The following is a 25,018-nucleotide window of genomic DNA, read 5'->3' as shown; positions in this document are numbered from 1 at the left end:
GGTCGCACCGCGTGGCCCAGGTCGCCGCCTGCAACCAGCGACCTCGGCCGGGAGGGGCGACCTCGGCTGCATGCGGGCGGACGCGACGGCGGGGCTACGGCGCCGGGCGCTCCGTCCGCCACGCGCGGGCGCCCGCGAGCGCCGCGACGCCGCCGACGACCGCCAGCACCGGCACCACCAGGAACGCCGTGTGCGGGCCGGCGGCGTCGGCGAGCGCCCCGAGCACGAACGGCGCGACCCCGATCGCCAGCCCTCCGGCCACGGTGGCGCGGGCCTGGGCCGCGTCGGTCGCGCCGCCGGACGCGCCGAGCAGCAGCGCGATGCCCAGCGGGTAGTGCGCCCCGTAGCCCAGGCCGGCCAGCACCAGGCCGGCCAGCGCGACCGGCGCGGAGGTCGCGGTCCACAGCACCGCCCACCCGGCGATCGCGACGCCGTACGCGCCCGCGAGCAGCCGCGCCGGCGACACGCGCAGCGACAGCGGGCCCACGACGAACCGCACGAGCGTCATCCCGGCGACCAGGCCCGCGGTGGTGGCGGTCGCGATGCCCGCGCCAGCGCCGGTGCGGTCCCGGACCAGGTCGGTCGCCCAGTAGGTCGTCGCGTTCTCCACCGCGAGCGCGACCACGACCGTGACCAGGAACCACCGCGAGGCCCGGACCGCGCGCCGCCCGTCGCGCTGGTGCCCGGCGTCGCGCTCGGGTCCTGCGTCGCGTCCCCGCCCGGCGTCGCGTCCCCGCCCGGCGGACGCACCCGCCCGGCGGGTCCGGCCGGGACCGCCACCCTGCGGCAGGATCCGCACCGCCACCGCGGTCCCGAGCGCGAGCACCGCCGTCACCGCGACGGCGGGCCGCCAGCCCCACCCGAGCGCGACGCACGCCCCGACGGCCAGCGGACCGAGCAGCCCGATGCCGGAGCCCACCCCGTTCGCCTCGGTGACCGCGGCTGACGCGGCGCGGCCGTGGTGGTCGGCGAGACCGGCCTGCGCCGCGCTGATCGCCGCGTTCCCGCCGACCGCGACCACCGCCATCCCGGCGAGCGTGACCGGCAGCGCGGTCCCCGTGGCGAGCAGCACCACCCCGGCGGCGAGCAGCACGCAGGCCGCCGCCAGCGCGTCCCGCCGTCCCAGGCGGCGCACCGCACGCGGCGTCACGGCGGCGGCGAGCACCGCACCGACGGCCATCGCGGTCCCGTGCAGACCGGCCTGGGCGTTCGTGATGCCGAGCTCGTCGGCGAGCAGCGGCACGCTCGGGTTGAACGAGTAGAGCAGCCACCCCCAGGTCACGAACGACCCGTAGAGCGTCACGGTGTACCGGTCCCGGTGGAGCCGCGGCGTCGTCGCCGCGGTGCGCGTCCTCACGCGACGACCCTAGGCCCCGCCGCCCGACGCGGGGTGGGCCGTCCGGCCCGGGGACGGGGGGTCCCGGCGCCCGGGAGCGCCGGACGCCGGACCCCGCGGCTCAGTCGGTGACGGTGACCGCCGCCGCCGCGAACTGGCTCGCGTACAGCCGTGCGTAGGCGCCGCCGGCCGCGAGCAGCTCCTCGTGCGAGCCCTGCTCCACGATCGAGCCGTGCTCCATCACGAGGATCACGTCGGCGTCGCGGATCGTCGAGAGCCGGTGCGCGATGACGAACGACGTCCGGCCGGACCGCAGCGCGTTCATCGCCTGCTGCACGAGCACCTCGGTGCGGGTGTCCACGGACGACGTCGCCTCGTCGAGCACGAGGATCGCCGGGTCCGCGAGGAACGCGCGGGCGATGGTCAGCAGCTGCTTCTCCCCCGCCGACAGGTTCGCGGCCTCGTCGTCGATCACGGTGTCGTAGCCGTCGGGCAGCGCCCGAACGAACTGGTCGACGTGCGTGGCGACGGCCGCCTCGCGCATCCGCTCTTCGTCGACGTCCTCGACGCCGTACGCGACGTTCTCCCGGATGGTCCCGCCGAACAGCCAGGTGTCCTGCAGCACCATGCCGACCCGCGAGCGCAGGTCGTCGCGCGTCAGGTCCCGGGTGTCGACGCCGTCGAGGGTGATCCGGCCCCCGTCGATCTCGTAGAACCGCATCAGCAGGTTGACCAGGGTGGTCTTCCCGGCTCCGGTCGGCCCCACGATCGCCACGGTCTGCCCGGGCTCGGCGACGAGCGACAGCCCGTCGATCAGCGGGGAGTCCGGCACGTACCGGAACGCGACGTCCTCGAACACCACGCGCCCCTCGACCCGGGCCGGCAACCGCGCGGGGTCGGCGGGGTCGGGCTGCTGCTCGTCCGCGTCGAGCAGCTCGAACACCCGCTCCGCCGACGCGACCCCGGACTGCAGCAGGTTCATCATCGAGGCGATCTGCGTGATCGGCTGCGTGAACTGCCGCGAGTACTGGATGAACGCCTGCACGTCGCCGAGCGTGAGCGTGCCGGACGCGACCCGCAGGCCGCCGACCACCGCGACGATGACGTAGTTAAGGTTCGCGATGAACCCCATCGCCGGCTGGATGATCCCGGAGATGAACTGCGCCTTGAACGACGCGGCGTACAGCTCGGCGTTCTGGTCGTGGAACTGGCGCACGGCCTGCTCCTGGCGTCCGAACACCTTGACCAGGGCGTGGCCGGTGTACATCTCCTCGATGTGGGCGTTCAGGGTGCCGGTGACCTTCCACTGCGCCATGAACTGCGGCTGGGACCGCTTGGCGATCGCCGCGGTGACGACGACCGACAGCGGCACGGTCACCAGGGCGACGAGGGCCAGCAGCGGGGAGATCCAGAACATCATCGCGAGCACGCCGACCACCGTCAGCACCGAGGTGATGAGCTGGGACAGCGTCTGCTGGAGCGTCTGGGCGACGTTGTCGATGTCGTTCGTGACGCGGCTGAGCACCTCGCCGCGCGGCTGGCCGTCGAAGTACCGCAGCGGCAGCCGACCGAGCTTCGCCTCGACCTGCGCCCGCAGCCCGCGGACCACCCGCTGCACGACACCGGTCGTGATGAGGCCCTGCAGCCAGCTGAACACCGCGGACGCGACGTAGATCGCGACGACCGCGAGCAGCAGGTCCCGCAGCCGCGTGAAGTCCACGCCCTGACCGGGGACGACGTCCGTCCCGGACAGCAGGTCCGCGAACGTGTCCCGGCCGTCGGCCCGCAGCCCCTCGACCGCCTGCTCCTTCGACACCCCCGCGGGCAGCTGCGCGCCGATGATGCCGTTGAAGATGACGTTGGTGGCGTTGCCCAGCACCTTCGGGCCGGTCACCGCGAGCGCCACCGAGACGATGCCGAGCAGCACCACCCCGGCGAGGCGCAGCCGCTCCGGGCGCAGCACGCCCAGCAGCCGCCGCAGCGACCCCCGGAAGTCGAGCGACTTCTCCCCCGGCATCCCCGCGCCGCCGCCCATCGGACCGTGTCCGGGCCGGGGCATCCGCCGCGCGGGCGCCGCCGTCCGCTGCTCGCCGCTCATGCCGCCTCCTCCGCGCTGATCTGGGAGAGCACGATCTCCCGGTAGGTCCCGCAGGTCTCGAGCAGCTCGGCGTGCGTGCCGGTGCCGACCACCAACCCCTCGTCGAGCACGACGATCCGGTCCGCGTCGCGGATGGTCGCCACCCGCTGCGCGACCACGACCACCGCCGAGTGCCGCGTCTCCGGCACCAGGGCGGCGCGCAGGGCGGCGTCGGTGGCGAAGTCCAGTGCGGAGAACGAGTCGTCGAACAGGTACACCGCCGGCTTGCGGACGAGCGCCCGCGCGATCGCGAGCCGCTGCCGCTGACCGCCGGAGACGTTGGTGCCGCCCTGGGCGATCGGCGCCTCGAGGCCCTCGGGCATCTCCTCGACGAACGACCGCGCCTGCGCGACCTCGAGGGCGTGCCACAGGTCGTCGTCGGTCGCGTCGGGGTTGCCGTAGCGCAGGTTGCTCGCCACGGTCCCGCTGAACAGGTAGGGGCGCTGCGGGACCAGGCCGATCGTCGACCACAGGTCCTCGGGCGCCAGGTCCCGCACGTCGACGCCGTCGATCGTGACCGTGCCGCCCGTCGCGTCGAAGAGCCGCGGCACCAGGTTGACCAGCGTCGTCTTGCCGGAGCCGGTCGACCCGATCACGGCGGTCGTGCGACCGGGCTCGGCCACCAGGTCCACGCCGTGCAGCACCGGGCGCTCCGCACCCGGGTAGCGGAACTCGACGCCCCGCAGCTCGAGGCGACCCCGCGGTCGGGGCAGCCGCACGGGCGCCGCGGGCGGGACGACCGAGCTTCTGGGTGTCGATCACCTCGGTGATGCGCTCCGCGGACACGACGGCCCGCGGCACCATCACGAACATCATCGAGGCCATCATCACGGCCATGAGGATGTACATGATGTAGGACAGGAACGCCGTCAGGGCGCCGATCTGCATGTCCCCCGCGTCGATCCGGCGGGCGCCGAACCACAGCACGCCGACGCTCGTGAGGTTCATGATGAGCATCACCGACGGGAACATCAGCGACATCAGGCGCCCGGCCCGCAGCGACGTGTCGAACAGCGCGTCGTTCGCGACCCCGAACCGGCGGGACTCGCGGCGCTCGCGCACGAACGCCCGGATCACCCGCAGGCCCGTGATCTGCTCGCGCAGCACCCGGTTGATCGCGTCGACGCGCAGCTGCATCTGCCGGAAGTACGGCACCATCCGCGACACGATCAGCCCGACGACGAGCCCGAGCACGGGCACCGCGACGAGCAGCAGCCCGGACAGGGCGACGTCCTCCTGCAGGGCCAGCACCACGCCGCCGACCAGCATGATCGGCGCCATCACCATGATGGTGAACGTCAGCAGCACGACCATCTGGACCTGCTGGACGTCGTTGGTGGTGCGGGTGATGAGCGACGGGGCGCCGAACTGGCCGACCTCCCGCGCGGAGAACTCCTGCACGTGCGCGAACAGCGCCTCGCGCAGGTCCCGGCCGAACGCCATCGCGACGCGCGCGCCGAAGTAGACGGCCAGGACGGAGCACGCGACCTGCAGCAGGCTGATGCCGAGCATCAGCGCGCCGATCCGCATGATGTAGCCGGTGTCGCCCACGGCGACGCCCTTGTCGATGATGTCGGCGTTCAGGCTCGGCAGGTAGAGGGTGGCGACGGTCTGCGCGAGCTGCAGCAGCAGCACGTAGACGACCTGCGGCCGGTAGGGCCGCAGGTGCTCGCGGAGCAGGCGGAGAAGCATGGGACTCCCGGTCCGGGTGGTGCGGGTGGGGGCTCGGCGCGGGCGTGCACGGGGGCAGCGGCGGGGCCGGGGTGCGGCGTCCGGGCGAGCGGGCGTCGGGAGTACGCGGGGTGCGTCGGCGGTCGGGCGTCGGCGGTCGTCGTTCGGGGTCGGGTCAGGGGTCGGGCGTGGCGGTGGGCCGCGCGGCGCCGTGCAGCAGCACGTCGACCAGGTCCGCCGCGGGGATCTCGGCCTCGTCGAGCAGGCCGGGCGGGCCCTGGCCCATCACCGCGGCGAGCAGCAGGTGGGCGACCCGCTCGGGGTCCACCCGCAGGTCCTGGCGGTACGGCTCGAGCCGGCGCGCGATCGCGGACCGGGTCTCGGTCATGGCCCGCAGGTGCGCCTGGCGCCCGTGCCCGTGCGGCCCGGGGTGCGGCGGGGGCGGGTGCGGCGTGCCGGGGGTGGCGTCCCCGCGACGCGAGGCCGGCTCGTGCGTGACAGGGCCCGGCACGGGCCGACCGAACACGTCGGCCCCGCGGGCGGCGCGCACGGCGGCGGCCCGGCGCCCCTCCTCCGAGGCGAGGATCCCGTGCACGGCCAGCATCACCTGCCGGACCCGGCGACCACGGTCGGCGAGCAGCTCCACCACCTGCGCGAGCTCCGCGGCGAGGTCGGCGGCGCGCGGCAGGTCGTCGATCTGCGCGACCGAGGACGTGGGGTCCAGCGCGTGCTCGGCGGCGGTGGTGAGGATCTCGACCTTGTCGTCGAACGCCCGGAACAGCGTGCCCTCGGCGACCCCGGCGGCCAGGGCGATCTGCCGCGTCGACACCTGCGCGCCGTGCTGCTCGAGCAGCGGAACGGTGGCGACCGCGATGGCGGCCCGCCGGTCCTCCCGGCTCATCGCCCGCGCCCGCCCGCTGCCGCGCCCCGCGCTCATGCCGCCCACTGTAAGTGAGTGAGCACTCACTCGTCTAGCCATGCACGCCACGCTCCGCGCACACCACCCTCCCGGCCCCGCCCCGCCCCGCCCCGCCCCGCGGAGTGGAGTGGAACGATCGCGCGCGACACGCCGGCGTGTCGGGCCGGATGGATCCACTCTGCGGCACAGGGGCCGGGTGGACACGGTGCCGGGTGGACACGTGGCCGGGTGGACACGGGACCGGGTGGGGACCAGGGCCGGGTGGACACCGCGGCCGGGCACGGCGACGCCCGCCGGGCCAGGGGCGCGGCGGGCGTCGGGGGCCGGGAACCGGTCCCGTGCGTCAGGGGGTCGGGGGCTCCGGCTCCGTGGGCGGCGAGGCGTGGCCGGGGCGGGGCCGCTGACCGGCCTCCGCGACCGGGTCGAACGGGCGGCCGCTGAACGTGCCGGCGCTGGTGGCGTCGGCGGCGGCGGCCTCGGACTCGCGGCGGGCCTCGGCGAGCGCCTCCTTCGGGTCGGTCAGCGCGACCGGCGGGAGGTCCCCCGGGCCGAGCGGCGAGGACCCGGGCGGGCGCGTGGGCGCGGGAGCCGCTGCACCGTCGCCGCTGCCGCCGCCGAACGCGCCGGCGAAGCCCTGGGTGAACTGACCGAGGGCACCGGTCAGCTCGGACGGGACGATCCAGACCTTGTTCGCGGGCGTCGCGGCGAGCTTCGGCAGCGCCTGGAGGTACTGGTAGGCGAGCAGCTTGGGGTCGGCGTCGCCGCGGTGCACGGCGTCGAACACCTGCAGGATCGCGCGGGACTCGCCCTCGGCGGTGAGGATCGCGGCCTGCGCGGCACCCTCGGCCCGGAGGATCGCGGCCTGCTTCTCGCCCTCGGCGGTGAGGATCTGCGACTGCTTGACGCCCTCCGCGGTGAGGATCGCGGCACGTCGGTCACGCTCGGCGCGCATCTGCTGCTCCATCGCGCCCTGCACGGACTGCGGCGGGTCGATGCTCTTGAGCTCGACGCGGTTGACGCGGATGCCCCACTTGCCGGTCGCCTCGTCGAGGACCCCGCGCAGCTGGCCGTTGATCTGGTCGCGGCTGGTCAGCGTCTGCTCGAGGTCCATCGAGCCGATGACGTTGCGCAGGGTGGTGACGGTGAGCTGCTCGATGCCGGTGATGTAGTTCGCGATCTCGTAGACCGCGGACTTCGGCTCGGTGACCTGGAAGTAGATGACGGTGTCGATGCTCACCACGAGGTTGTCGGAGGTGATCACGGGCTGCGGCGGGAAGGACACCACCTGCTCGCGCAGGTCGACCCCCGCCCGGACCCGGTCGACGAACGGGATGATGAGGTGCAGGCCGGCATCCATCGTGCGGTTGTACCGGCCGAGCCGCTCGACCAGGAGGGCGACCGTCTGCGGGACGATCCGCACCGCCCGGGCCAGCGTCACCACGACGAAGATCGCCAGGACGGCGAGGAACACCCATCCCACGATCGCGCCGACGTCGGGTTCGTTCACGCGCGTCTCCTGTCTGCTGCGGCCCGCGAGGGCCGGGTCACGCGGCGTCGACCGGTCGGTCGTCGCCGTTCGTCCGTCGCTCGACGGGCTCGACCACCGCGGTCGCCCCGTCGATCCGGGCCACGCGCACCTCGGCGCCGGCCGGGAACGTGCTGCGCTCGTCCGCGGTGCGGGCCGACCAGACCTCGCCCGCGAGCTTCACGCGGCCGCCGGTGAGGTCGGTCGGTGCGACCACGACGGCCGCGCGCCCGACGAGGGCGGCGGAGTTGGTCTCGACCAGGGCGGTGCGGGCCCGCAGCTGCCGGAGCAGGAACGGCCGCAGCGCGAAGAGCATGAGCAGCGACGCGACGGCCGCGGCGATGATCTGCACGGGCAGGGGTGCGCCGAGCGCGTTCGCCCCGGCGCCGACCAGGGCCCCGCTGGCGAGCATGAGGAAGATCAGGTCGAGCGAGAACATCTCGAGCACGCCGAGCAGCATCGCGCCGCCGAGCCACCAGAGCCAGCCCATGTCGACCCCCTCCACCGGGGCGCCCGTCGCGCGGACGCCGTCGTCGTCGAGCGGCGGGACCGCAGCCGCTCCCCACCGATCCTAGACGATCCCTTGACCGACCTGTGAGGGAACGCCGGTACCGGGTCAGCGGGCGCCGCGGGCCGTCCAGCGGTCACCGACGCGCTCGACGGCCAGCGGCGTGCCGAACGCACCGGAGAGGTTCTCGGCGGTCAGCACCTCGTCGACGGGCCCCGCGGCGTGCACCCGGCCGTCGGCGAGCAGCAGCAGGTGCGTGAAGCCCGGCGGGATCTCCTCGACGTGGTGCGTGACCAGCACCAGGGCCGGCGACCGCTTGTCGGACGCGAGCTCGGCCAGCGCGGCCACCAGCTCCTCGCGCCCGCCGAGGTCCAGCCCGGCGGCCGGCTCGTCGAGCAGCAGCAGCTCGGGGTCGCTCATCAGCGCCCGGGCGATCTGCACCCGCTTGCGCTCGCCCTCGCTGAGCGTGCCGAACCGGCGGTCCGCGAACCGCGACACCCCGAAAGCGGCCATCAGGTCCTCCGCGCGGTCCTCGTCGACCGCCTCGTAGGCCTCGCGCCAGCGGCCGGTGACCCCGTACGCCGCGGTCAGCACGACGTCGCGGACGACCTCGGCGGCGGGGATCCGGTCCGCGAGCGCCGCGCTGGCCAGGCCGATCCGGGGCCGCAGGCTCGAACACGTCGACCCGACCGAGCCGGGAGCCGAGCAGGTCGGCGGTGCCGGACGTCGGGTGCATCCGCCCGGCGGCCACCTGGAGCACGGTCGTCTTGCCGGCGCCGTTGCGGCCCAGCACCACCCAGCGCTCGCCCTCGCGGACCGTCCAGGACAGCCCGTCGAGGATCGTCGTGGTGCCGCGGCGGATGGTCACGTCCTGCAGGTCGAGCACGTCGGTCATGGTCACCGACCCTAGCCGTCCGGAGCACCGGGGACGGGGACGTACGTTGGTGGCGTGGACCGCACTCCCCTCGATCTCCCGCGCTCCGTGCTGCTCGCCCTGTGGCTCGCCGAGCCCGGCGCCGGCTCCGGGCCGGTGCAGCGCACCCTCGACGCCGTGCAGGGCGAGGACGAGCCGCACAGGGTGGTGGTGCCGGCCTCGCGCCTCGCGGGGCTCGCCGACGGCACCGCGACCCTGGCGGACCTGGTCGCCGCGTGGGCGAGCGGGCCGCGGACGGTCGCGGCGGTGCTCCCCGCTCCCGGCGACCCGGCCGGTGCGCCGGCGGTCGTCGCCGGTCCCGCGCAGGAGGCGGGCGAGGCCGTCCTCGTGACCACCGCCGACGGCGACTTCGCGGCGGTGCCGGTGGTGACGCGGTTCGGCAGCGTCTACGAGCCCGGCCACCAGGTGACCTGGCACGTGCACGCCGTCCCGGACTGGCGCACGCCGCTGGTCGGCCAGGTGGGGACGCTCGCCGAGGCGGAGCGCGAGCTCACCACGGCGCTCGCCCGCGCGACCGAGGCCCTGACCACCCTGGACGTGGCGCGCTGGCGCCCGGACGCCGCCGAGCGGATCGCGGCGCTGCGGTCAACGCCGGACGCGCGCGGCGTGCTGCCGCCCGGCCTGGACCCGCGGCGGGTGCGGGTGATCGGGTCGGCGCTGCGCCTGCGCACGATCGTCGACCTGGCGACCGCGGACGACGGCGCGGCGGTGAACCTGTGGCAGGCGGACCAGCGCACCACGGCGCTGCGGGACGTGGACCGCGCCGCACGGCGTGCGCTGGCGGCCGCGACCCACCCCGGCCCGGACGACCCCGACCCGCGCCGGCTCTGACGCCGCGGGCCGCGGCGCCCCGTCCGCGGCGCGGGCCTCCGCGCCCGGCCGCGCTCAGCGCAGCACGGAGCGGTACACCTCGAGCGTGCGCTCGGCGATCGCGTCCCAGGAGAAGTGGTCCTCGACGCGGGTGCGTGCGGCGACTCCCCACGCCCGGGCCCGGTCGGCGTCGCGCACGGCCTCGGTGAGCGCCGCGCCCAGGTCGGCGACGAACCGGTCCGGGTCGACCGGCGTGCCGGTGCCGTCCTGGACCTGGTCGATCGGCACCAGCCAGCCGGTGGTGCCCGCGTCGACGACCTCGGGGATCCCCCCGGTCGCGGTGCCGACGACCGGCAGGCCGACGGCCATCGCCTCGAGGTTGACGATGCCGAGCGGCTCGTAGACGGACGGGCACGCGAACACCGTGCCGGTCGCGAGCACCGCGACCAGCTCGTCGCGGGGCAGCATCCGGTCGATCCACACGACCCCGTCGCGCTGCGCGCGCAGCTGCTCGACCAGGGCGGTGACCTCGGTCAGGATCTCGGGGGTGTCGGGCGCGCCGGCGCACAGCACCAGCTGCACCTCGGGCGGCAGGGACTCGGCGGCCCGCAGCAGGTACGGCAGGCCCTTCTGCCGGGTGATCCGGCCGACGAACACGACGGCGGGCCGGTCGGGGTCGATGCCGTTGGCGCGCGCGACGCCGCGGGCGGCGGCCCACTCGTCGTCGGTCTCCGGCCGCCGCCACCCGGCGAGGTCGATGCCGTTGTGCACGACGTGCACCCGGTCGGGGTCGATGGCCGGGTAGCAGCGCAGGATGTCGGCGCGCATGCCCCCGCTGACCGCGATCACGGCGGCGGCCGACTCGAAGGCCGTCCGCTCCGCCCAGGACGACAGCGCGTACCCGCCGCCGAGCTGCTCGGCCTTCCACGGACGCAGCGGCTCCAGGCTGTGCGCGGACACCACGTGCGGGACGCCGTGCAACAGCGACGCGAGGTGGCCCGCGAGGTTCGCGTACCAGGTGTGCGAGTGCACGAGGTCGGTGGTGGTGCCGTCGTCGGCCCGGCCGATGCCGTCCACGACCGCGAGGTCGACGCCGAAGGTGCGCAGCGCGGGGTTCGCGTCGCCCAGCCCGCCGGGCACGTCGTACCCCGTCACGCCCGGCTCGTCGCGCTCGCCGTCGAAGCAGTGCACCCGCACGTCGGTGCTGCGCCGCAGCACCGCGGCGAGCTCCGCGACGTGCACCCCCGCGCCTCCGTAGACGTGCGGCGGGTACTCCCGGGTCAGCAGGTCGACTCTCACGCGCGACACGCTAGCGCGGATCGGTCCGTTCGCCTCGCCGTGGAGCCCCCCGTGCCTCTAGGGTCAGGGCATGGCAGCGCCGCGCATCCTGGCAATCGTCCTCGCAGGTGGAGAGGGCAAGCGGCTCATGCCGCTGACCGCCGCCCGCGCCAAGCCGGCCGTCCCGTTCGGGGGCATCTACCGACTCGTCGACTTCGCCCTGTCGAACCTGGTGAACTCCCGGTACCTGCACATCATCGTGCTGACGCAGTACAAGTCCCACAGCCTCGACCGGCACGTCTCGAAGACGTGGCGCATGTCGACCCTGCTGGGCAACTACGTCTCCCCGGTGCCGGCGCAGCAGCGGGTCGGCAAGCACTGGTACCTCGGCAGCGCCGACGCGATCTACCAGTGCCTCAACATCCTGGACGACGAGCGTCCGGACATCGTGGTCGTCGTCGGTGCCGACCACGTGTACCGGATGGACTTCTCGCAGATGGTCGACCAGCACATCGCGACCGGCGCCGAGATGACCGTCGCGGGCATCCGGCAGCCGATCTCGATGGCCGACCAGTTCGGCGTCATCGAGACCGACCCGACCGACCCGACGAAGATCACCGCGTTCCGCGAGAAGCCCGAGGACCCGGTCGGCCTGGCCGACTCCCCCGGCGAGATCCTGGCGTCGATGGGCAACTACGTCGTCAACACCGACGCGCTGATCCGCGCGGTCACCGAGGACGCCGAGAACCCGACCTCCCGGCACGACATGGGCGGCGACCTCGTGCCCGCGTTCGTCGAGCGCGGCACGGCGGCGGTCTACGACTTCATCAACAACGACGTCCCCGGGTCGACGGACCGCGACCGGCAGTACTGGCGCGACGTCGGGACCCTGGACTCGTACTACGACGCGAACCAGGACCTCATCTCCATCGAGCCGGTGTTCAACCTCTACAACGACGCGTGGCCGGTCTACACCGGCTACACCGGGCTGCCGCCGGCGAAGTTCGTGCACGCGGGCGCCGGGCGCCTCGGGCACGCCGCCGACTCGATCGTCTCCCCCGGCGTGATCGTCTCGGGCGCGACCGTGTCGGGGTCGGTGCTGTCCCCCGGGACGTACCTGCACTCGTGGGCGCAGGTCACCGACTCGGTGCTGATGGACGGCGTGATCGTCAACCGGTACGCGCAGGTGCACCGGGCGATCCTCGACAAGAACGTCGTCGTGCAGGAGCGCGCGCGGGTCGGCATCGACCGCGAGCAGGACCTGGCCCGCGGGTTCACCGTCACGGAGTCGGGCATCACCGTCGTGCCGAAGGGCGCGGTCGTCGAGCTCTGAGCCACCGGGTGGACGGGCCCGGCGGACTCCCGCCGGGCTCGGTAGCCTCGGGCGGGTGAGCCAGCCCACGCCGCCCCGCCTCGTCGTCATGGACGTCGACTCGACGCTCATCACCCAGGAGGTCGTCGAGCTGCTGGCCGACCACGCCGGGTCGCGGGCCGAGGTCGCGGAGATCACCGACCGGGCCATGCGCGGCGAGCTCGACTTCGCCGCCTCGCTGCGCGCGCGGGTCGCGACGCTGGCGGGGCTGCCGGTGTCGGTGTTCGCCGAGGTGCTGGACGAGGTCGTCGTCACCCCCGGCGCCGTCGAGCTGCTGGCCGAGATGGACCGACGCGGCTGGCCGGTCGCCCTGGTGTCCGGCGGGTTCGAGGAGGTCGTCGCGCCCCTGGCCCGGCGGCTCGGGATCACCCGGTTCCTGGCGAACCGGCTCGAGGTGGAGCACGGGGCGCTGACCGGCCGGGTCGCGGGCGAGGTCGTGGACCGGGCGGTGAAGGCCCGCACCCTGCGGGAGCACGCCGCCGCGCTCGGGGTGCCGCTGGACCGGACGGTCGCCATCGGCGACGGCGCCAACGACCTCGACATGCTGGCTGCCGCGGGCTACGGCATCGCGTTCAACGCCAAGCCGGTGGTCCGCGCGCAGGCCGACGCCGCGGTCGACGACCGCCTGGACGCGGTCCTGACACTCCCCCCGTTCGCCGGGTAGCCTCGGCGCCCGGCGTCAGGCCGGGGCGACCACGCGGAGCAGGCGGGCGGCGTCGGGCTGGAGCGACGCCCACGGGGTGTCGAGCTCGAGCACCGAGTACGCGGCGGTCGGCACGCCCACCCGGACGCGCGCGACGGCGGCGTCGTCCGACCCCGGGCCGGCGAGCGCGGCGGCGGTCTGCGAGACCGTGGGCTCGTGCCCGACGACCAGGACCGTCCCGACGGACTCCTCGACGGCGGCGACCAGCGCCAGCAGCGAGCGGACGCCCGCGGTGTAGACCTCGTCGCTGAGGCGCGCCACGTCGGCGGGCAGGTCCAGCGCGGTGCGGACCAGGTCCCACGTCTGCCGGGTGCGGACCGCCGTGGACACCAGCACCAGATCGGGCACGATCCCGGCGGCGCGCAGCCCGGCGCCGACCTCGGACGCCTGCTTGCGCCCGGGCAGGGCGAGCGGCCGGAGCTGGTCGTCGAGGGAGCCCGCGGGCTCCGCCTTCGCGTGGCGGAGCAGGACGAGCTGGTGCGCGGAGCCGTGGTTCACGCGCACCAGCGTCGCACGACTACTGACCCATCGCGTGCACGCCGCCGTCGACGTGCACCATCTCCCCCGTGGTCTTCGGGAACCAGTCGGACAGCAGCGCCGCGACCGCACGCGCCGTGGGCTCCGGGTCGTGCACGTCCCAGCCGAGGGGCGCGCGGCCGTCCCAGCCGCCCTCCATCGACTCGAAGCCGGGGATCGACTTCGCGGCGGTGGTGCGGATCGGGCCGGCCGACACCACGTTGACGCGGATGCCGGACGGGCCGAGGTCGCGGGCCAGGTAGCGGGAGGTCGACTCGAAGGCGGCCTTGGCGACGCCCATCCAGTCGTAGACCGGCCAGGCGAACCGCGCGTCGAACGTGAGGCCGACGATCGAGCCGCCGCCGGTGAGCAGCGGCCGCGTGGCGGTCGCGAGGGACTTCAGCGAGAACGCCGAGACCTCGAGCGCGGTGGCGACGTCGGCCCACTCGGCGGCGAGGAAGTTGCCGCCCATCACGGACTGGGGTGCGAAGCCGATGGAGTGCACGACCCCGTCGAGGTGGTCGACGTGCTCGCGGACCCGGCGGTCGAGATCCGCCAGATCTTGCGTGTCCGTGACGTCGAGCTGCACGACGGGCGCCTCCTTCGGCAGCCGGCGGGCGATGGCCTGCGTGAGGCGGGCCTGGCGGCCGAACGAGCTCAGCACGACCTCGGCACCCTCCTCCTGCGCGAGGCGCGCCACGTGGAAGGCGATCGAGCCGTCGGTGAGGACACCGGTGACGAGGAGCTTCTTGCCGTCGAGGAGACCCATGGTGGTTCCGTTCTGCGAGTCGGTGCGGGAGGAGAGGTCTTAGTGGCCCATGCCGAGGCCGCCGTCGACCGGCAGCACGGCACCCGAGATGTACCCGGCGGCGGGCGAGGCGAGGAACTCCACGGCGGCGGCGATCTCGTCGACCGCGCCGAACCGGCCCGCGGGGATCGACGCGAGGTACGCGTCCTGGCGGTCCTGCGGCAGCTCGGCGGTCATCGACGTCTCGATGAACCCGGGGGCGACGACGTTCGCGGTGATCCCGCGCCCGCCGAGCTCGCGGGTGATCGAGCGGGCCATGCCGACGAGGCCGGCCTTCGTCGCCGTGTAGTTGACCTGGCCGGCGTTGCCGTAGAGGCCGACGACCGAGCCGATCATGACGATGCGCCCGCGGCGCAGCCGGATCATGCCCTTGGACGCGCGCCGCACGCACCGGAAGACGCCGGTGAGGTTCACGTCGAGCACCTGCTCGAAGTCCTCGTCGGTCATCCGCATCAGGAGGCCGTCACGGGTGACCCCCGCGTTGGCGACCAGCACCTCGACCGGCCCGTGCTGGGCCTCGACCTCGGCGAACGCGGCCTCGACGGACGCGGTGTCGGTGACGTCGCCGGTCACGGTGAGGACGCCGTCGGGGGCGCCGCCGCTGCGGGCCAGCGTCGCGACCTTGTCGCCGTTCGCGAGGAACCGCTCGGCGATGGCGCGGCCGATGCCGCGGTTGGCACCCGTCACGAGCACGCTGCGCGGCTCCGGGCGTGGGGTCTGGGGGTTCTCGGACACGGAAGTCGACGCTATCCGACACGTCCGGGGCTGCGGTGCACCGGCGCGGCACACGTTGACGGGTCCGGGTTGTCCGGTTCGCACAACGGCGTGACCGCACCCGCACCGGCGGCATCCCCGCGGGGCGCCTACGATCAGGTGTGAGCAGGCGGACCCCCGACGCGGCGCAGAGCATCACCAGCGCGCCCGAACCCCTCGGCGCCGACCAGTCGCGCCGCGCGCGCCGCTACCTGCAGCAGATGAGCGTGCGGGTGGTGTGCTTCCTGGCCGCGGTGCTGCTCTGGGGCCGGGTGCCGATGTGGCTGAGCATCGTGTTCGTCGTGGGCGCCGTCGTGCTGCCGTACACCGCCGTGCTGTTCGCCAACGCGGGCCGCGAGCGCCGCGACGTCGGGCCGCAGGTCGTGCTGCCGCCGACGCTCGGGCCCGCGCCGCCCGTGCGCCCGCTCGACGGCGACGCGCCCGCCCCGACCCCCGACGACGACCCCGCCCGAGGACCCCGATGACCGCCCCCACCCCGCCCGCCACGCCCGACGCCGTCGCCGAGCTCGACTGCTCCGCGCGCGGCTGCCGCGCCGAGGCGACGTGGGGCGTGCTGTGGAACAACCCGCGGCTGCACACCCCGGTGCGCCGCAAGGTGTGGCTCGCGTGCGACGAGCACCGGGAGCACCTCGAGGAGTACCTGCGGGTCCGGGCGTTCTGGAAGGAGACCGTGCCGGTCGCCGACCTGCCGCGGATCGACCTGGGCGAGCGGCCCGGCGGCGGCGGGCTGACCGGGCTGCCGGACCTGCTGGGCCCGCGATGACCGAGGCTCCCCCCACGTCCGGCCGTCTCGTCCTGCGGGGCAACCCCGCGCTGCGGCGGGCGGTCGGCCTCGTGCTGCTCGCCGTCGTCGTGTCGGTCACCTGCGTGTTCCTCGGCCGGTGGCAGTGGCACCGCCACGTCGACCGCGACGCCGCGATCCGCCTGGTCGAGCAGAACTACTCCGCGGACCCTGCGCCGCTAGACGCCCTGCTGCCCACGACCGGGGCGGTGCTCGACCCGGACGACGTCTGGCGCGAGGCCACCGTCACCGGCACCTACGACGAGGACGCTACGGTGCTGCTGCGGAACCGGCCGGTGGACAGCCAGCCGGGGTTCCACGTGCTCGTGCCGCTGGTGCTCGACGAGGGTGCGGGGTTCGACGCGGGGACCGTGCTGGTGGTCGACCGGGGCTGGGTCGCGTGGGACGCCGACGCGAGCAGCGAGGTCTCCGTGCCCGCGCCCCCGTCCGGCGAGGTCGAGGTGACCGTGCACCTGCGCCCCGACGAGCCCGCGAGCGCGCGGTCCGCCCCCGCCGGCCAGGTGCAGGCGATCCACGTCGACCAGGTCCTCGCGGCCGGCAACGTCGACGCGCCGTCGTTCGGCGGCTACGGCGCGGCGGTGGCCGAGTCCCCTGCCGCGGCGACCGCGCTCGGCGGGCTGCCGATGCCGAGCACCGACCCGGGCTCGCACCTGTCGTACGCGTTCCAGTGGTGGACGTTCGCGGTGGGGTCGCTCGCGGCGTTCGGCTGGATGGCACGGCGCGAGCTGCTGGAGGGCGGCGCGGAGCCCGCCGGTCCGGCCGGACCCGGCGGCCCCGAGCCGGCCGCGGCGCCGTCCCGCCGCCGGCGCACGTCGGACGAGGACACCGAGGACGCGCTGATCGACGCCCAGCTGGGCTGAGCCGCGCGGGGCGTCAGACGGCCGACCGCCGCCGGCCGCGCGCCACCCGGCCGCGTGCCACCCGGTCGCCGACGCGCCGGGCCAGCCGGTGCGAGGGTCGCTCGACCACCCGGAAGAACCCCTCGGCCAGCGCCAGCGCGACCGGCACGGTGAGCAGCAGCACCAGCGGCGAGGTCCACCCGGTCACGGCCCCGACCGCGACGACGACGGGCTCGTGCACCAGGTACAGGCTGAACGAGCGCGACCCCAGCCAGGCGGCGACCGGGTGCCCGAGCGGCCGGGCCGCGGGTCCGAGCGCCGCGACCACCAGCAGCGCCGCACCCCCCGCCTGCAGCACCCGCGTCAGCGCCACCACGGCCCCGGGCACGTCCGCGCGTGCTCCTGCGAGGTCGAGCAGCCAGTAGCCGCAGGCCAGCACCACCGCCAGCGTGAGGACGCCGGCCCAGGTCCACGGCCGCCAGCGCCCGGCCGCCGCTACCACGCGGTCCCGCGAGGCGGCGAGCACGCACCCGAGAGCGAACAGCGGCAGCTGGAACAGCGCGCCCAGGGCGTACGGCTGGTCGACCGGGCCGGTCGCCGCGCCGAGCCACATCAGCGCGGCGAGCACCAGCACGGACGCCACGGCCCAGCGGCGCAGGCGGGTCGCCGCGACGACGAACAGCGGCAGCAGCAGGGAGAACAGCACCTCCCAGCGCAGCGACCACAGCGCGGTCATCGTCGACCCGACCGGGCCGGCCAGCAGCGTCAGGTCCGCGAGGACGCCGGACCGCCCCAGGCCGCCGTGGAACGTGAGCCACGGACTCAGGCCCGCGGTGTCGCCGACGGGCGCGGCGACCCGCAGCACGACGGCGAGCGCGACGGCCGCCCACACCGGCAGGTACAGGCGCAGCAGCCGCTGCGGGTAGTACGCGCCCCAGCGGTGACCGTCGCGCGTCGCCGCGACGGTGAGCACGAACCCGCTGAGGACGAAGAACACCTGGACCGCGACCTCGCCCTCCCACAGCAGGTGCAGCGGCGTGGCGGTGACGGCCTGCACCAGGGCGCTGCGCGGCGCGCCGGGGTCGGTGTGCGCGGCCATCAGCGCGGGCGTGAGCAGCAGCGAGTGGTGCACGAGGACGACCAGCGCGGCCACCCCGCGCAGACCGTCGAGACCGGCGAACCGGCCCCGGGCGGCGGGTCCGGGTACGGACGCCTGCCGGGCGCCGAGGTGGGTCGGGGTCGCCATCGTCGCCTCCGGGGTCCGGGGCCCGTCCGGCGGCGCCGGCGCGTGACCTGGACGCCCTTGATAGCCCGCCCATCCTGCGCGCATGTCCGGTTCGTCCGATTTTCGCCCGAACGTGTCACGGTCCGGCGCCGCGTCGGCCGCGGGTCGGCCCCGGCTCAGGCCAGCGTCACCAGCTCCAGGTACGACGGGTTCCACAGGTCCTCGTCGCCGTCGGGCAGCAGCACCACGCGCTCGGGCTGCAGGGCCTCGACCGCACCCTCGTCGTGGCTGACCAGCACCACGGCGCCGGTGTACCCGCGCAGCGCGGCGAGGATCTCCTCGCGGCTGGCGGGGTCCAAGTTGTTGGTGGGCTCGTCGAGCAGCAGCACGTTCGCCGACGACACGACCAGCGCCGCGAGCGCCAGGCGCGTCTTCTCGCCGCCGGACAGCACGCCCGCGAGCTTGTCGGCGTCGTCCCCGGAGAACAGGAACGAGCCCAGCACCGAGCGCACCTGGGTGTCGGTGAGGTCCGGCGCGGACGAGCGCAGGTTCTCGACGACCGTCCGGTCCATGTCGAGGGTCTCGTGCTCCTGCGCGTAGTAGCCGAGCTTGAGCCCGTGCCCGGCGCGCACCTCGCCGGTGTCCGACTCCTGCAGGCCCGCGAGCATCCGCAGCAGCGTCGTCTTGCCCGCGCCGTTCAGCCCCAGGACCACCACGCGCGACCCGCGGTCGATCGCCAGGTCCACGCCCGCGAACACCTCCTGCGAGCCGTACGACTTCGACAGGTCCGCCGCGGTGAGCGGGGTCTTGCCGCAGGGCGCGGGCTCGGGGAACCGCAGCTTTGCGACCTTGTCGGACACCCGCACCTCGTCGAGGCCCGCGAGCATCCGCTCGGCCCGGCGCGCCATGTTCTGCGCCGCGACCGCCTTGGTGGCCTTCGCGCGCATCTTGTCGGCCTGCGCCAGCAGCACGGACGCCTTCTTCTCGGCGTTCGCCCGCTCCCGGCGGCGGCTCTTCTCGTCCGTCTCCCGCTGCTGGACGTAGGCGTCCCAGCCGAGGTTGTACTGGTCGAGCTCGCCGCGGTTCGCGTCCAGGTGGAACACCTTGTTCACGGTCGCGCGCAGCAGGTCGACGTCGTGGCTGATGACCACGAACCCGCCCGGGTAGACCTTGAGGTAGTCCCGCAGCCAGCCGATCGAGTCGGCGTCGAGGTGGTTGGTGGGCTCGTCGAGCAGCAGCGTGCCCGAGCCGGAGAACAGGATCCGCGCAAGCTCGACGCGCCGCCGCTGACCGCCGGACAGCGTGCCCAGCGGCTGACCGAGCACGCGGTCGTCCAGGCCGAGGTTCGAGGTGATCCGGTGCGCCTCGCTCTCCGCCGCGTACCCGCCACCGGCGGTGAACCGCGCCTCGAGCCGCGAGTACCGCTCCATCGCGGCCTCGCGGGTGTCGTCGTCCGCGGACGCCATCTGGCCCTCGGTCTCGCGCATCGCCGCGACGACCTCGTCGAGCCCGCGGGCGGACAGCACCCGGTGCATGGCGAGCGTCGACAGGTCGCCGGACCGCGGGTCCTGCGGCAGGTAGCCGACGTCGTCGCTGCGCGTGATCGACCCGCCGCTGGGCTGGCCCTCCCCCGCGAGCGTCTTGGTGAGCGTGGTCTTGCCGGCGCCGTTGCGCCCGACCAGGCCGATGCGGTCCCCCGGTGCCACGCGGAAGGTCGCCGCCGACAGCAGCACGCGCGCCCCCACGCGGAAGCTCGACGCCCTGGGCTGTGATCACTGGTGTTCCCTCGTCCCTCTGCCGTGCACGTGCGCGGACCCACTGGTTGCCGCGCGTCCCCGTCGCCACCCCGGCACAAACGCCGACCAGTCTACGAGCCCCAGCGCCCGGTCCCCGACCAGAATTCCCGCGGCGGCCGCGCCGGGCCGCTCGGGGGAACCTCCAGCACCGGGGCCACGGCGTTGGTGGGGTCGGTGAGCGCGTCGCGCCGCGGGCGGCGGCTAGCGTGACCGCGTACTGTCCGCCGACCCCCGCGAGGCACCCCGATGTCCGACCTCCCCCGCCCCGACGCCGCACCCGGCGACGCCGCGCTGCCTCTGCCGGTCGAGCGGTCCTCCGTGGCGACCGACGTGGCCCTGGTGGCGACGTTCGCGGCGTTCGTCGCCGTGTGCGCCGTGCTGCCGGCGATCCCGACGGGCGGGGCGGTGCCGATCACGCTGCAGACGTTCGGCGTCGTGCTCACCGGCCTCGTGCTGGGGCCGCGGCGCGGCGCCCTCGCGCTGCTGCTCTACGTGGCCGTGGGCCTCGCTGGGCTGCCGGTGTTCTCGGGCGCCGTCGGCGGTCTGGGCGTGCTCGCCGGGCCGTCCGCGGGCTACCTCCTCGCGTTCCCGCTCGCCGCCGCGCTCGCCGGGTGGCTCGGGCTGCTCGCCCGGCGCGCGGCGCCGCGCTGGCGGGTGCCCGCCCTGTTCGCCGCCGCCGCGACCGCCACGCTGCTGACCGTGCACCCGCTCGGCATCGCCGTGCTCGGCTGGCGGCTCGGCCTGTCGGCGTCCGAGGCCGTCGCGGCCGGGGCGGTGTTCCTGCCGGGCGACCTCGTCAAGAACGCCCTGGCCGCCGTGGTCGCCGCCGCCGCCCTGCGCGCGTTCCCGGACCTGCTGCGCGGCCGGTGATCGAGCTCGACGCGGCGCTGGTCACCGCGCACGCCCCCGGGTCCGGCCGCCGCGGCGGGTCCGAGGTCGTGCGTCTGCTCGGGCCGGTCACCTGCACCCTGACCGAGCGGCGGGTCGCCGTCGTCGGCGCCAACGGCTCGGGCAAGTCCACGTTCGCGCGGCTGCTGAACGGCCTGACGCTGCCGTCGTCCGGGTCCGTGCGGGTCGACGGGACCGACACCGCCCGGGACGGCGCCGCGGTGCGCCGACGGGTCGGGTTCCTGTTCACCGACCCCGACGCGCAGGTCGTCATGCCCACCCCCGCCGAGGACGTCGCCCTGTCCCTGCGCCGCACCGGCGTGCCGGGCCGGGAGCGGGACGCCCGGGCCCGCGCGTGGCTGGACCGCGTCGGGCTCGCGGACCGCGCCGACCTGCCGGTCCGCGCGCTGTCCGGCGGGCAGCGGCAGCTCCTCGCGCTCGCCGCGGTGCTCGCGACGGAGCCCGCCGTGCTGGTCTGCGACGAGCCGACGACCCTGCTGGACCTGCGCTGGCGCCGCGTGGTCGACGCCCTGCTCGCCGACCTGCCGCAGCAGGTCGTCCAGGTCACCCACGACCTCGACGCCGCCGTCCGGGCCGACCGGGTGCTCGTCGTCGACGACGGCAGGGTCGTGCACGACGGCCTCCCGGCCCCCGCCCTGGCGGCCTACCGCGCCCTGATGTCCGCGTGAGCCTGCTCGGGACGCACCGGACGGCGCGGACGCCGCTGGACCGGGCCCCGGTGGGCGGGAAGCTCAGCGCGCTGGCCCTGCTCGGCGCGGCGGTCGTGGCGACCCGGGGCGTGCCGTGGTCGCTGGGGCTGCTCGCCGTCGTCGTCGCCGCAGCGGTCCTCGCCGCGCTCCCGCCGCGCGCGACCCTGCGCGGCATGGTCCCGGTGCTCGTGACGGCAGTGCTGGCCGGCGCCTACCAGGCGTGGGCGCGCGGCCCCGCCCCGGCGGTCGAGGTCGTCGCCGACCTGCTCACGCTGGTGCTCGCAGCGGCCGTCGTCACCGCCACCACCCCGGCGGACCGGCTGCTCGACGCCCTCGCCCGCGCCGCCCGCCCGCTGCGGCACCTCGGAGTCTCCCCCGACCTGCTCGCCCTGGCCGTCGCGCTGGTCCTGCGCACCGTGCCGGAGATCGCCCGCACGGTGCACGAGGTCCGCGACGCGGCCCGGGCCCGGGGGCTCGAGCGCGACCCCCGCGTCTGGCTGACCCCCGCGGTGCTGCGCGTCGTCGGGCGGGCCCGCGACCTGGGCGAGGCGCTGGCGGCCCGCGGCATCGTCGACTGACGCCCGCTGGAGTCCGGCCGTGGTCGTCACCGGGACGACCGACCTGACCGTGACGCTGCGCACGGCCCGACGTCCCGCACGCTACGGTCGCACCCGTCGCCCCCACCAGCGCCCCAGAGGAGCACCCGTGCCCGCGGAACCGAGCCGCACCACCGGCGTCGTCATCGGGCTGGCGGCGACCGCCGGCGCGGTGCTGCTGCTGGTCCTCGCCTCACGGAACCCCGTCAACGCGGGTGACCACGCCGCCGAGCAGACCCGCAGGTGCCTGGCCGCCGCGCCGGGCATCGAGCAGCTCGAGGTGCACGGGACCAGCGTCCTGCCGTTCACGGCCGACGTGCGGGTGCACCTGGTCCTGGAGCCCTCCGCCACGCGGGCCGAGACCCGCGACGCGCTGCGCCGAGTCATCACGTGCGACGACGGAGCGCACTCCCGGTGGTTCGACATCGAGCAGGTCGTCGGCGGCACCACGACGGTGTTCGACGTCGACGCGTACGGCTGGGCGGACGACGACCTGCTCGCCCGCCGCGACGCCGTGACCGACCTGATGGGCGCCGGGACGCTCACGATCAGTCCGGGAGAACGTCCCGTCGACGGAGCCGGGTCGCGCCGGCTCGTGGACCTGGACGTCGTCCTGCCCGCCGGCACGGACCCGCTGCCGTTCGTCCAGGCCGTGCGCGCTCTCGCGTCCGACGACCTGGCGCACGGCGACGTCCGCGCCGCCTCCGACCTGGGCATGGTGCGGACCGAGGCCCGGTCCGAGCAGGCCGTGGCCGCCGTGGTGGCCGTCGAGGCCGCCGGCGTGGACGTCACGGACGCGGACCTCACCGCCACGACGGCGTGGCTCAGGGTCCCCGCCGCGGACGTCGAGCGGGCCGGGGCGGTGGCGCGGGCCGCCGCGCCGGGGACCGAGGTCAAGGTGGTCGCCGCAGCCGGTTGACCCGGGCCGCCGCTCGCCGCGCGGGGCGCCGTGTCCCCGACTAGCGTCCGGCGCATGACGTTCCAGCAGGGTGGTCAGTTCGAGGGCGGACGCGTGCAGTCCCGGCGCGGGGGCGGCCGCGGGCGTGGCGTCGCGGTCGGCGGCGGACTCGGCGGCCTCGTGCTCGTCGTGCTCGTGGTGCTGCTCGGCGGCAACCCCGCGTCGCTGCTGGGCGGGGGCGACTCCGGAGCGGGCACCCAGGAGCAGGTCGGCACCGTCGACGCCTGCTCCGCGGAGCAGGCCAACGCCGAGCGGGAGTGCCGCCTGTCCGCGACCGTGCAGGCGCTGGACGCCTACTGGGCGCGGGCGCTGCCGGCGGCGGGCGTCGACGTCGCGGCGGCGGACGTCCCGCCGGGCGTGGTCGAGTTCGCGGACGCGACGTCCACGGGGTGCGGCGACGCGACGGCCGCGACCGGGCCGTTCTACTGCCCGCCGGACCGCACGATCTACCTGGACCTGACGTTCTACGACGTGCTCGCCCAGCAGTACGGCGCCACCGACGGGCCGCTGGCGGAGATGTACGTCGTCGCCCACGAGTACGGGCACCACGTGCAGCAGCTGACCGGGGTGTTCGACCGCGCCGACCGCTCCGGCACCGGCGACGACTCCGACTCCGTGCGCGTCGAGCTGCAGGCCGACTGCTACGCCGGGCTGTGGGCGGGTGACGCGGCGACGACGGTCGACCCGGACACGGGCGTGACGTTCCTCGAGCCGATCAGCCGGACCCAGCTCGCCGACGCGCTGTCCGCCGCCGCCGCGGTCGGCGACGACCACCTGCAGCAGCAGGCGGGCGGCACGGTCGACCGGGACAGCTGGACCCACGGCTCCAGCGAGCAGCGCGAGCGCTGGTTCACCACCGGCTACGAGCAGGGCACGGTGGCGGCCTGCGACACCTTCGCGGCCGCGACCCTCTGACCGCGCCCCGCCCCGCACCACCCCGCCTGGCACCACCCCGAAACACGGACGCCGAGACAGGTCCGGCGCACCGAGACAGGGCCACCCAGGGTCCTGTCTCGGCGCGGAGGTCCTGTCTCGGCGTCGGAGGTGCGGCGCGGGTCAGATGTTGAAGCCGATGGCCCGCATCTGCGCGCGGCCGTCCTCGGTGATGCGCTCGGGGCCCCACGGCGGCATCCAGACCCAGTTGATCCGGAACGAGTCGACCAGGCCCTCCAGGGAGCTGCCGGCCTGGTCCTCGATCACGTCGGTCAGCGGACAGGCCGCGGACGTCAGCGTCATGTCGATCGTGACGTCACGGCCGGACTCGATCGAGATGCCGTAGATCAGGCCCAGGTCGACGACGTTCACGCCGAGCTCCGGGTCGATCACGTCCCGCAGCGCCTCCTCGATGTCCGCGACGTTGGCCGGGGCCTGGTCCGCGGCGGTGCTCTCGCTCATCGCGTCTCCTCGTGGGTGGTGGTCGACGCAGCGGCCTGCGCCACGGCGTCCTTCATCGCGGCCCAGCCGAGCAGGGCGCACTTGATCCGGGCGGGGTACCGGGCGACGCCGACGAACGCGACGGCGTCCTCCAGGGCGTCGTCGAGGTCGTCGCCCTCGAACTTCTCGGGCAGCACCCCGCGGGAGTCCATCAGCTCGCGGAAGTCGCCGGACAGCAGCATCGCGTCCTCGACGGTGCGGCCGGAGACGGCCTGCGACATCACGGACGCGGAGGCCTGCGAGATCGAGCAGCCCTGGCCGCTCCAGGTGAGCTCGCCGATCACCGGCGCGCCCGTCTCCCCGGCGTCGAGGCGCACGCGCAGCGTGACCTCGTCCCCGCAAGTGGGGTTCACGTGGTGCACCTCGACGTCGTACTGCTCCTGCGCCCCGCGGTGGGCGGGGTGCTTCGCGTGGTCGAGGATGAGCTGCTGGTACAGCTGCTCCATACCGGTGCTCATGCGGTGCTGCTCTCGTTCCGT

General features: G+C 75.2%; 23 protein-coding genes and 3 pseudogenes. 11 read left to right on the top strand and 15 right to left on the bottom strand.

Annotated elements, in window-relative coordinates:
* Positions 1 to 94: 94 nt before the first annotated feature.
* The 7 genes and pseudogenes from AC1VL8_RS12690 to AC1VL8_RS12660 form a co-directional block, all read right to left on the bottom strand.
* On the bottom strand, positions 95 to 1,357 hold the full coding sequence (locus AC1VL8_RS12690; RefSeq protein ID WP_483075394.1) for an MFS transporter: 1,263 nt from the start codon (positions 1,355 to 1,357) through the stop codon (positions 95 to 97).
* 100 nt (positions 1,358 to 1,457) lie between these two features.
* Complete coding sequence (locus tag AC1VL8_RS12685) at positions 1,458 to 3,434, bottom strand: ABC transporter ATP-binding protein (RefSeq protein WP_483075393.1); 1,977 nt, start codon at positions 3,432 to 3,434, stop codon at positions 1,458 to 1,460.
* A pseudogene (locus tag AC1VL8_RS12680) lies at positions 3,431 to 5,165 on the bottom strand (ABC transporter ATP-binding protein). Before AC1VL8_RS12680 ends, AC1VL8_RS12685 begins: the two are co-directional and overlap by 4 nt.
* Before the next feature lie 154 nt (positions 5,166 to 5,319).
* Positions 5,320 to 6,081 carry a TetR/AcrR family transcriptional regulator gene (locus tag AC1VL8_RS12675; RefSeq protein WP_483075392.1) on the bottom strand — a complete coding sequence of 254 codons (762 nt, stop codon included), beginning with the start codon at positions 6,079 to 6,081 and terminating at the stop codon, positions 5,320 to 5,322.
* Positions 6,082 to 6,406: 325 nt separating this feature from the next.
* A complete protein-coding gene (locus tag AC1VL8_RS12670) occupies positions 6,407 to 7,570 on the bottom strand; it encodes an SPFH domain-containing protein (protein ID WP_389228033.1) in 1,164 nt (387 codons plus the stop codon).
* Positions 7,571 to 7,607: 37 nt separating this feature from the next.
* Positions 7,608 to 8,093, bottom strand: a complete 486-nt coding sequence (locus tag AC1VL8_RS12665) for an NfeD family protein (protein WP_483075391.1) — start codon at positions 8,091 to 8,093, stop codon at positions 7,608 to 7,610.
* Between the two features lie 111 nt (positions 8,094 to 8,204).
* A pseudogene (locus AC1VL8_RS12660) lies at positions 8,205 to 8,991 on the bottom strand (ABC transporter ATP-binding protein).
* A gap of 54 nt (positions 8,992 to 9,045) precedes the next feature.
* Here AC1VL8_RS12660 and AC1VL8_RS12655 point away from each other — a divergent pair.
* Complete coding sequence (locus AC1VL8_RS12655; RefSeq protein WP_483075390.1) at positions 9,046 to 9,861, top strand: hypothetical protein; 816 nt, start codon at positions 9,046 to 9,048, stop codon at positions 9,859 to 9,861.
* Positions 9,862 to 9,915: 54 nt separating this feature from the next.
* Here the strand turns inward: AC1VL8_RS12655 and glgA are convergent, their stop codons facing one another.
* The gene (glgA, locus tag AC1VL8_RS12650) at positions 9,916 to 11,139 is read right to left on the bottom strand and encodes a glycogen synthase (protein WP_483075389.1); all 1,224 of its coding nucleotides are present in this window, start codon (positions 11,137 to 11,139) and stop codon (positions 9,916 to 9,918) included.
* Positions 11,140 to 11,209: 70 nt separating this feature from the next.
* On the opposite strand from glgA, the gene AC1VL8_RS12645 reads away from it, so the two are divergent.
* On the top strand, positions 11,210 to 12,451 hold the full coding sequence (locus tag AC1VL8_RS12645; RefSeq protein ID WP_389228018.1) for a glucose-1-phosphate adenylyltransferase: 1,242 nt from the start codon (positions 11,210 to 11,212) through the stop codon (positions 12,449 to 12,451).
* Between the two features lie 55 nt (positions 12,452 to 12,506).
* A complete protein-coding gene (serB, locus tag AC1VL8_RS12640; protein WP_483075388.1) occupies positions 12,507 to 13,154 on the top strand; it encodes a phosphoserine phosphatase SerB in 648 nt (215 codons plus the stop codon).
* A gap of 15 nt (positions 13,155 to 13,169) precedes the next feature.
* Here the strand turns inward: serB and AC1VL8_RS12635 are convergent, their stop codons facing one another.
* Genes AC1VL8_RS12635 through fabG form a run of 3 tightly spaced genes read right to left on the bottom strand, consistent with a single transcriptional unit; the run spans position 13,170 to position 15,252 of the window.
* Complete coding sequence (locus tag AC1VL8_RS12635; protein ID WP_389228012.1) at positions 13,170 to 13,691, bottom strand: SixA phosphatase family protein; 522 nt, start codon at positions 13,689 to 13,691, stop codon at positions 13,170 to 13,172.
* 19 nt (positions 13,692 to 13,710) lie between these two features.
* On the bottom strand, positions 13,711 to 14,478 hold the full coding sequence (gene fabI / locus AC1VL8_RS12630) for an enoyl-ACP reductase FabI (RefSeq protein WP_483075387.1): 768 nt from the start codon (positions 14,476 to 14,478) through the stop codon (positions 13,711 to 13,713).
* 39 nt (positions 14,479 to 14,517) lie between these two features.
* Positions 14,518 to 15,252, bottom strand: coding sequence for a 3-oxoacyl-ACP reductase FabG (gene fabG / locus AC1VL8_RS12625; RefSeq protein WP_389228006.1), 735 nt, complete (start codon positions 15,250 to 15,252; stop codon positions 14,518 to 14,520).
* A 140-nt stretch (positions 15,253 to 15,392) separates the two neighbouring features.
* Here fabG and AC1VL8_RS12620 point away from each other — a divergent pair, with 140 nt between their 5' ends.
* Genes AC1VL8_RS12620 through AC1VL8_RS12610 form a run of 3 tightly spaced genes read left to right on the top strand, consistent with a single transcriptional unit; the run spans position 15,393 to position 16,953 of the window.
* A complete protein-coding gene (locus AC1VL8_RS12620) occupies positions 15,393 to 15,755 on the top strand; it encodes a DUF3099 domain-containing protein (protein WP_483075386.1) in 363 nt (120 codons plus the stop codon).
* Positions 15,752 to 16,054 carry a hypothetical protein gene (locus AC1VL8_RS12615; protein ID WP_483075385.1) on the top strand — a complete coding sequence of 101 codons (303 nt, stop codon included), beginning with the start codon at positions 15,752 to 15,754 and terminating at the stop codon, positions 16,052 to 16,054. Before AC1VL8_RS12620 ends, AC1VL8_RS12615 begins: the two co-directional genes overlap by 4 nt.
* Entirely contained in the window at positions 16,051 to 16,953 is a 903-nt protein-coding gene (locus tag AC1VL8_RS12610; RefSeq protein ID WP_483075384.1) for an SURF1 family cytochrome oxidase biogenesis protein, read from the top strand. Before AC1VL8_RS12615 ends, AC1VL8_RS12610 begins: the two co-directional genes overlap by 4 nt.
* A 13-nt stretch (positions 16,954 to 16,966) precedes the next feature.
* Here the strand turns inward: AC1VL8_RS12610 and AC1VL8_RS12605 are convergent, their stop codons facing one another.
* Complete coding sequence (locus tag AC1VL8_RS12605; RefSeq protein ID WP_483075383.1) at positions 16,967 to 18,178, bottom strand: acyltransferase family protein; 1,212 nt, start codon at positions 18,176 to 18,178, stop codon at positions 16,967 to 16,969.
* Between the two features lie 155 nt (positions 18,179 to 18,333).
* Positions 18,334 to 19,933, bottom strand: a pseudogene (locus AC1VL8_RS12600) (ABC-F family ATP-binding cassette domain-containing protein).
* 266 nt (positions 19,934 to 20,199) lie between these two features.
* Here AC1VL8_RS12600 and AC1VL8_RS12595 point away from each other — a divergent pair.
* The 5 genes from AC1VL8_RS12595 to ypfJ all read left to right on the top strand — a co-directional run bounded on the left by AC1VL8_RS12595 (position 20,200) and on the right by ypfJ (position 24,020).
* Complete coding sequence (locus AC1VL8_RS12595; protein WP_389227991.1) at positions 20,200 to 20,823, top strand: biotin transporter BioY; 624 nt, start codon at positions 20,200 to 20,202, stop codon at positions 20,821 to 20,823.
* A complete protein-coding gene (locus AC1VL8_RS12590) occupies positions 20,820 to 21,530 on the top strand; it encodes an energy-coupling factor ABC transporter ATP-binding protein (protein WP_483075382.1) in 711 nt (236 codons plus the stop codon). Before AC1VL8_RS12595 ends, AC1VL8_RS12590 begins: the two co-directional genes overlap by 4 nt.
* Positions 21,527 to 22,129 (top strand): CbiQ family ECF transporter T component, encoded by a 603-nt coding sequence (locus tag AC1VL8_RS12585; RefSeq protein ID WP_483075381.1) that lies wholly within the window; start codon positions 21,527 to 21,529, stop codon positions 22,127 to 22,129. The genes AC1VL8_RS12590 and AC1VL8_RS12585 overlap by 4 nt, the downstream gene beginning before the upstream one ends.
* A 127-nt stretch (positions 22,130 to 22,256) precedes the next feature.
* Positions 22,257 to 23,066 carry a hypothetical protein gene (locus tag AC1VL8_RS12580; protein ID WP_483075380.1) on the top strand — a complete coding sequence of 270 codons (810 nt, stop codon included), beginning with the start codon at positions 22,257 to 22,259 and terminating at the stop codon, positions 23,064 to 23,066.
* 54 nt (positions 23,067 to 23,120) lie between these two features.
* Complete coding sequence (gene ypfJ / locus AC1VL8_RS12575) at positions 23,121 to 24,020, top strand: KPN_02809 family neutral zinc metallopeptidase (protein ID WP_483075379.1); 900 nt, start codon at positions 23,121 to 23,123, stop codon at positions 24,018 to 24,020.
* A gap of 141 nt (positions 24,021 to 24,161) precedes the next feature.
* Here ypfJ and AC1VL8_RS12570 read toward each other — a convergent pair whose 3' ends face one another.
* Positions 24,162 to 24,500: a metal-sulfur cluster assembly factor gene (locus tag AC1VL8_RS12570; protein WP_389227979.1), complete on the bottom strand. Its 339-nt coding sequence runs from the start codon at positions 24,498 to 24,500 to the stop codon at positions 24,162 to 24,164.
* Positions 24,497 to 24,997, bottom strand: coding sequence for a Fe-S cluster assembly sulfur transfer protein SufU (sufU, locus tag AC1VL8_RS12565; protein WP_483075378.1), 501 nt, complete (start codon positions 24,995 to 24,997; stop codon positions 24,497 to 24,499). Before sufU ends, AC1VL8_RS12570 begins: the two co-directional genes overlap by 4 nt.
* Positions 24,998 to 25,018 lie beyond the last annotated feature (21 nt).

This window comes from Cellulomonas sp. KU4C (assembly GCF_056868065.1).
The sequence above is the reverse complement of the archived record's forward strand: the minus strand, read 5'-3'. Positions and strand labels throughout refer to the sequence as shown.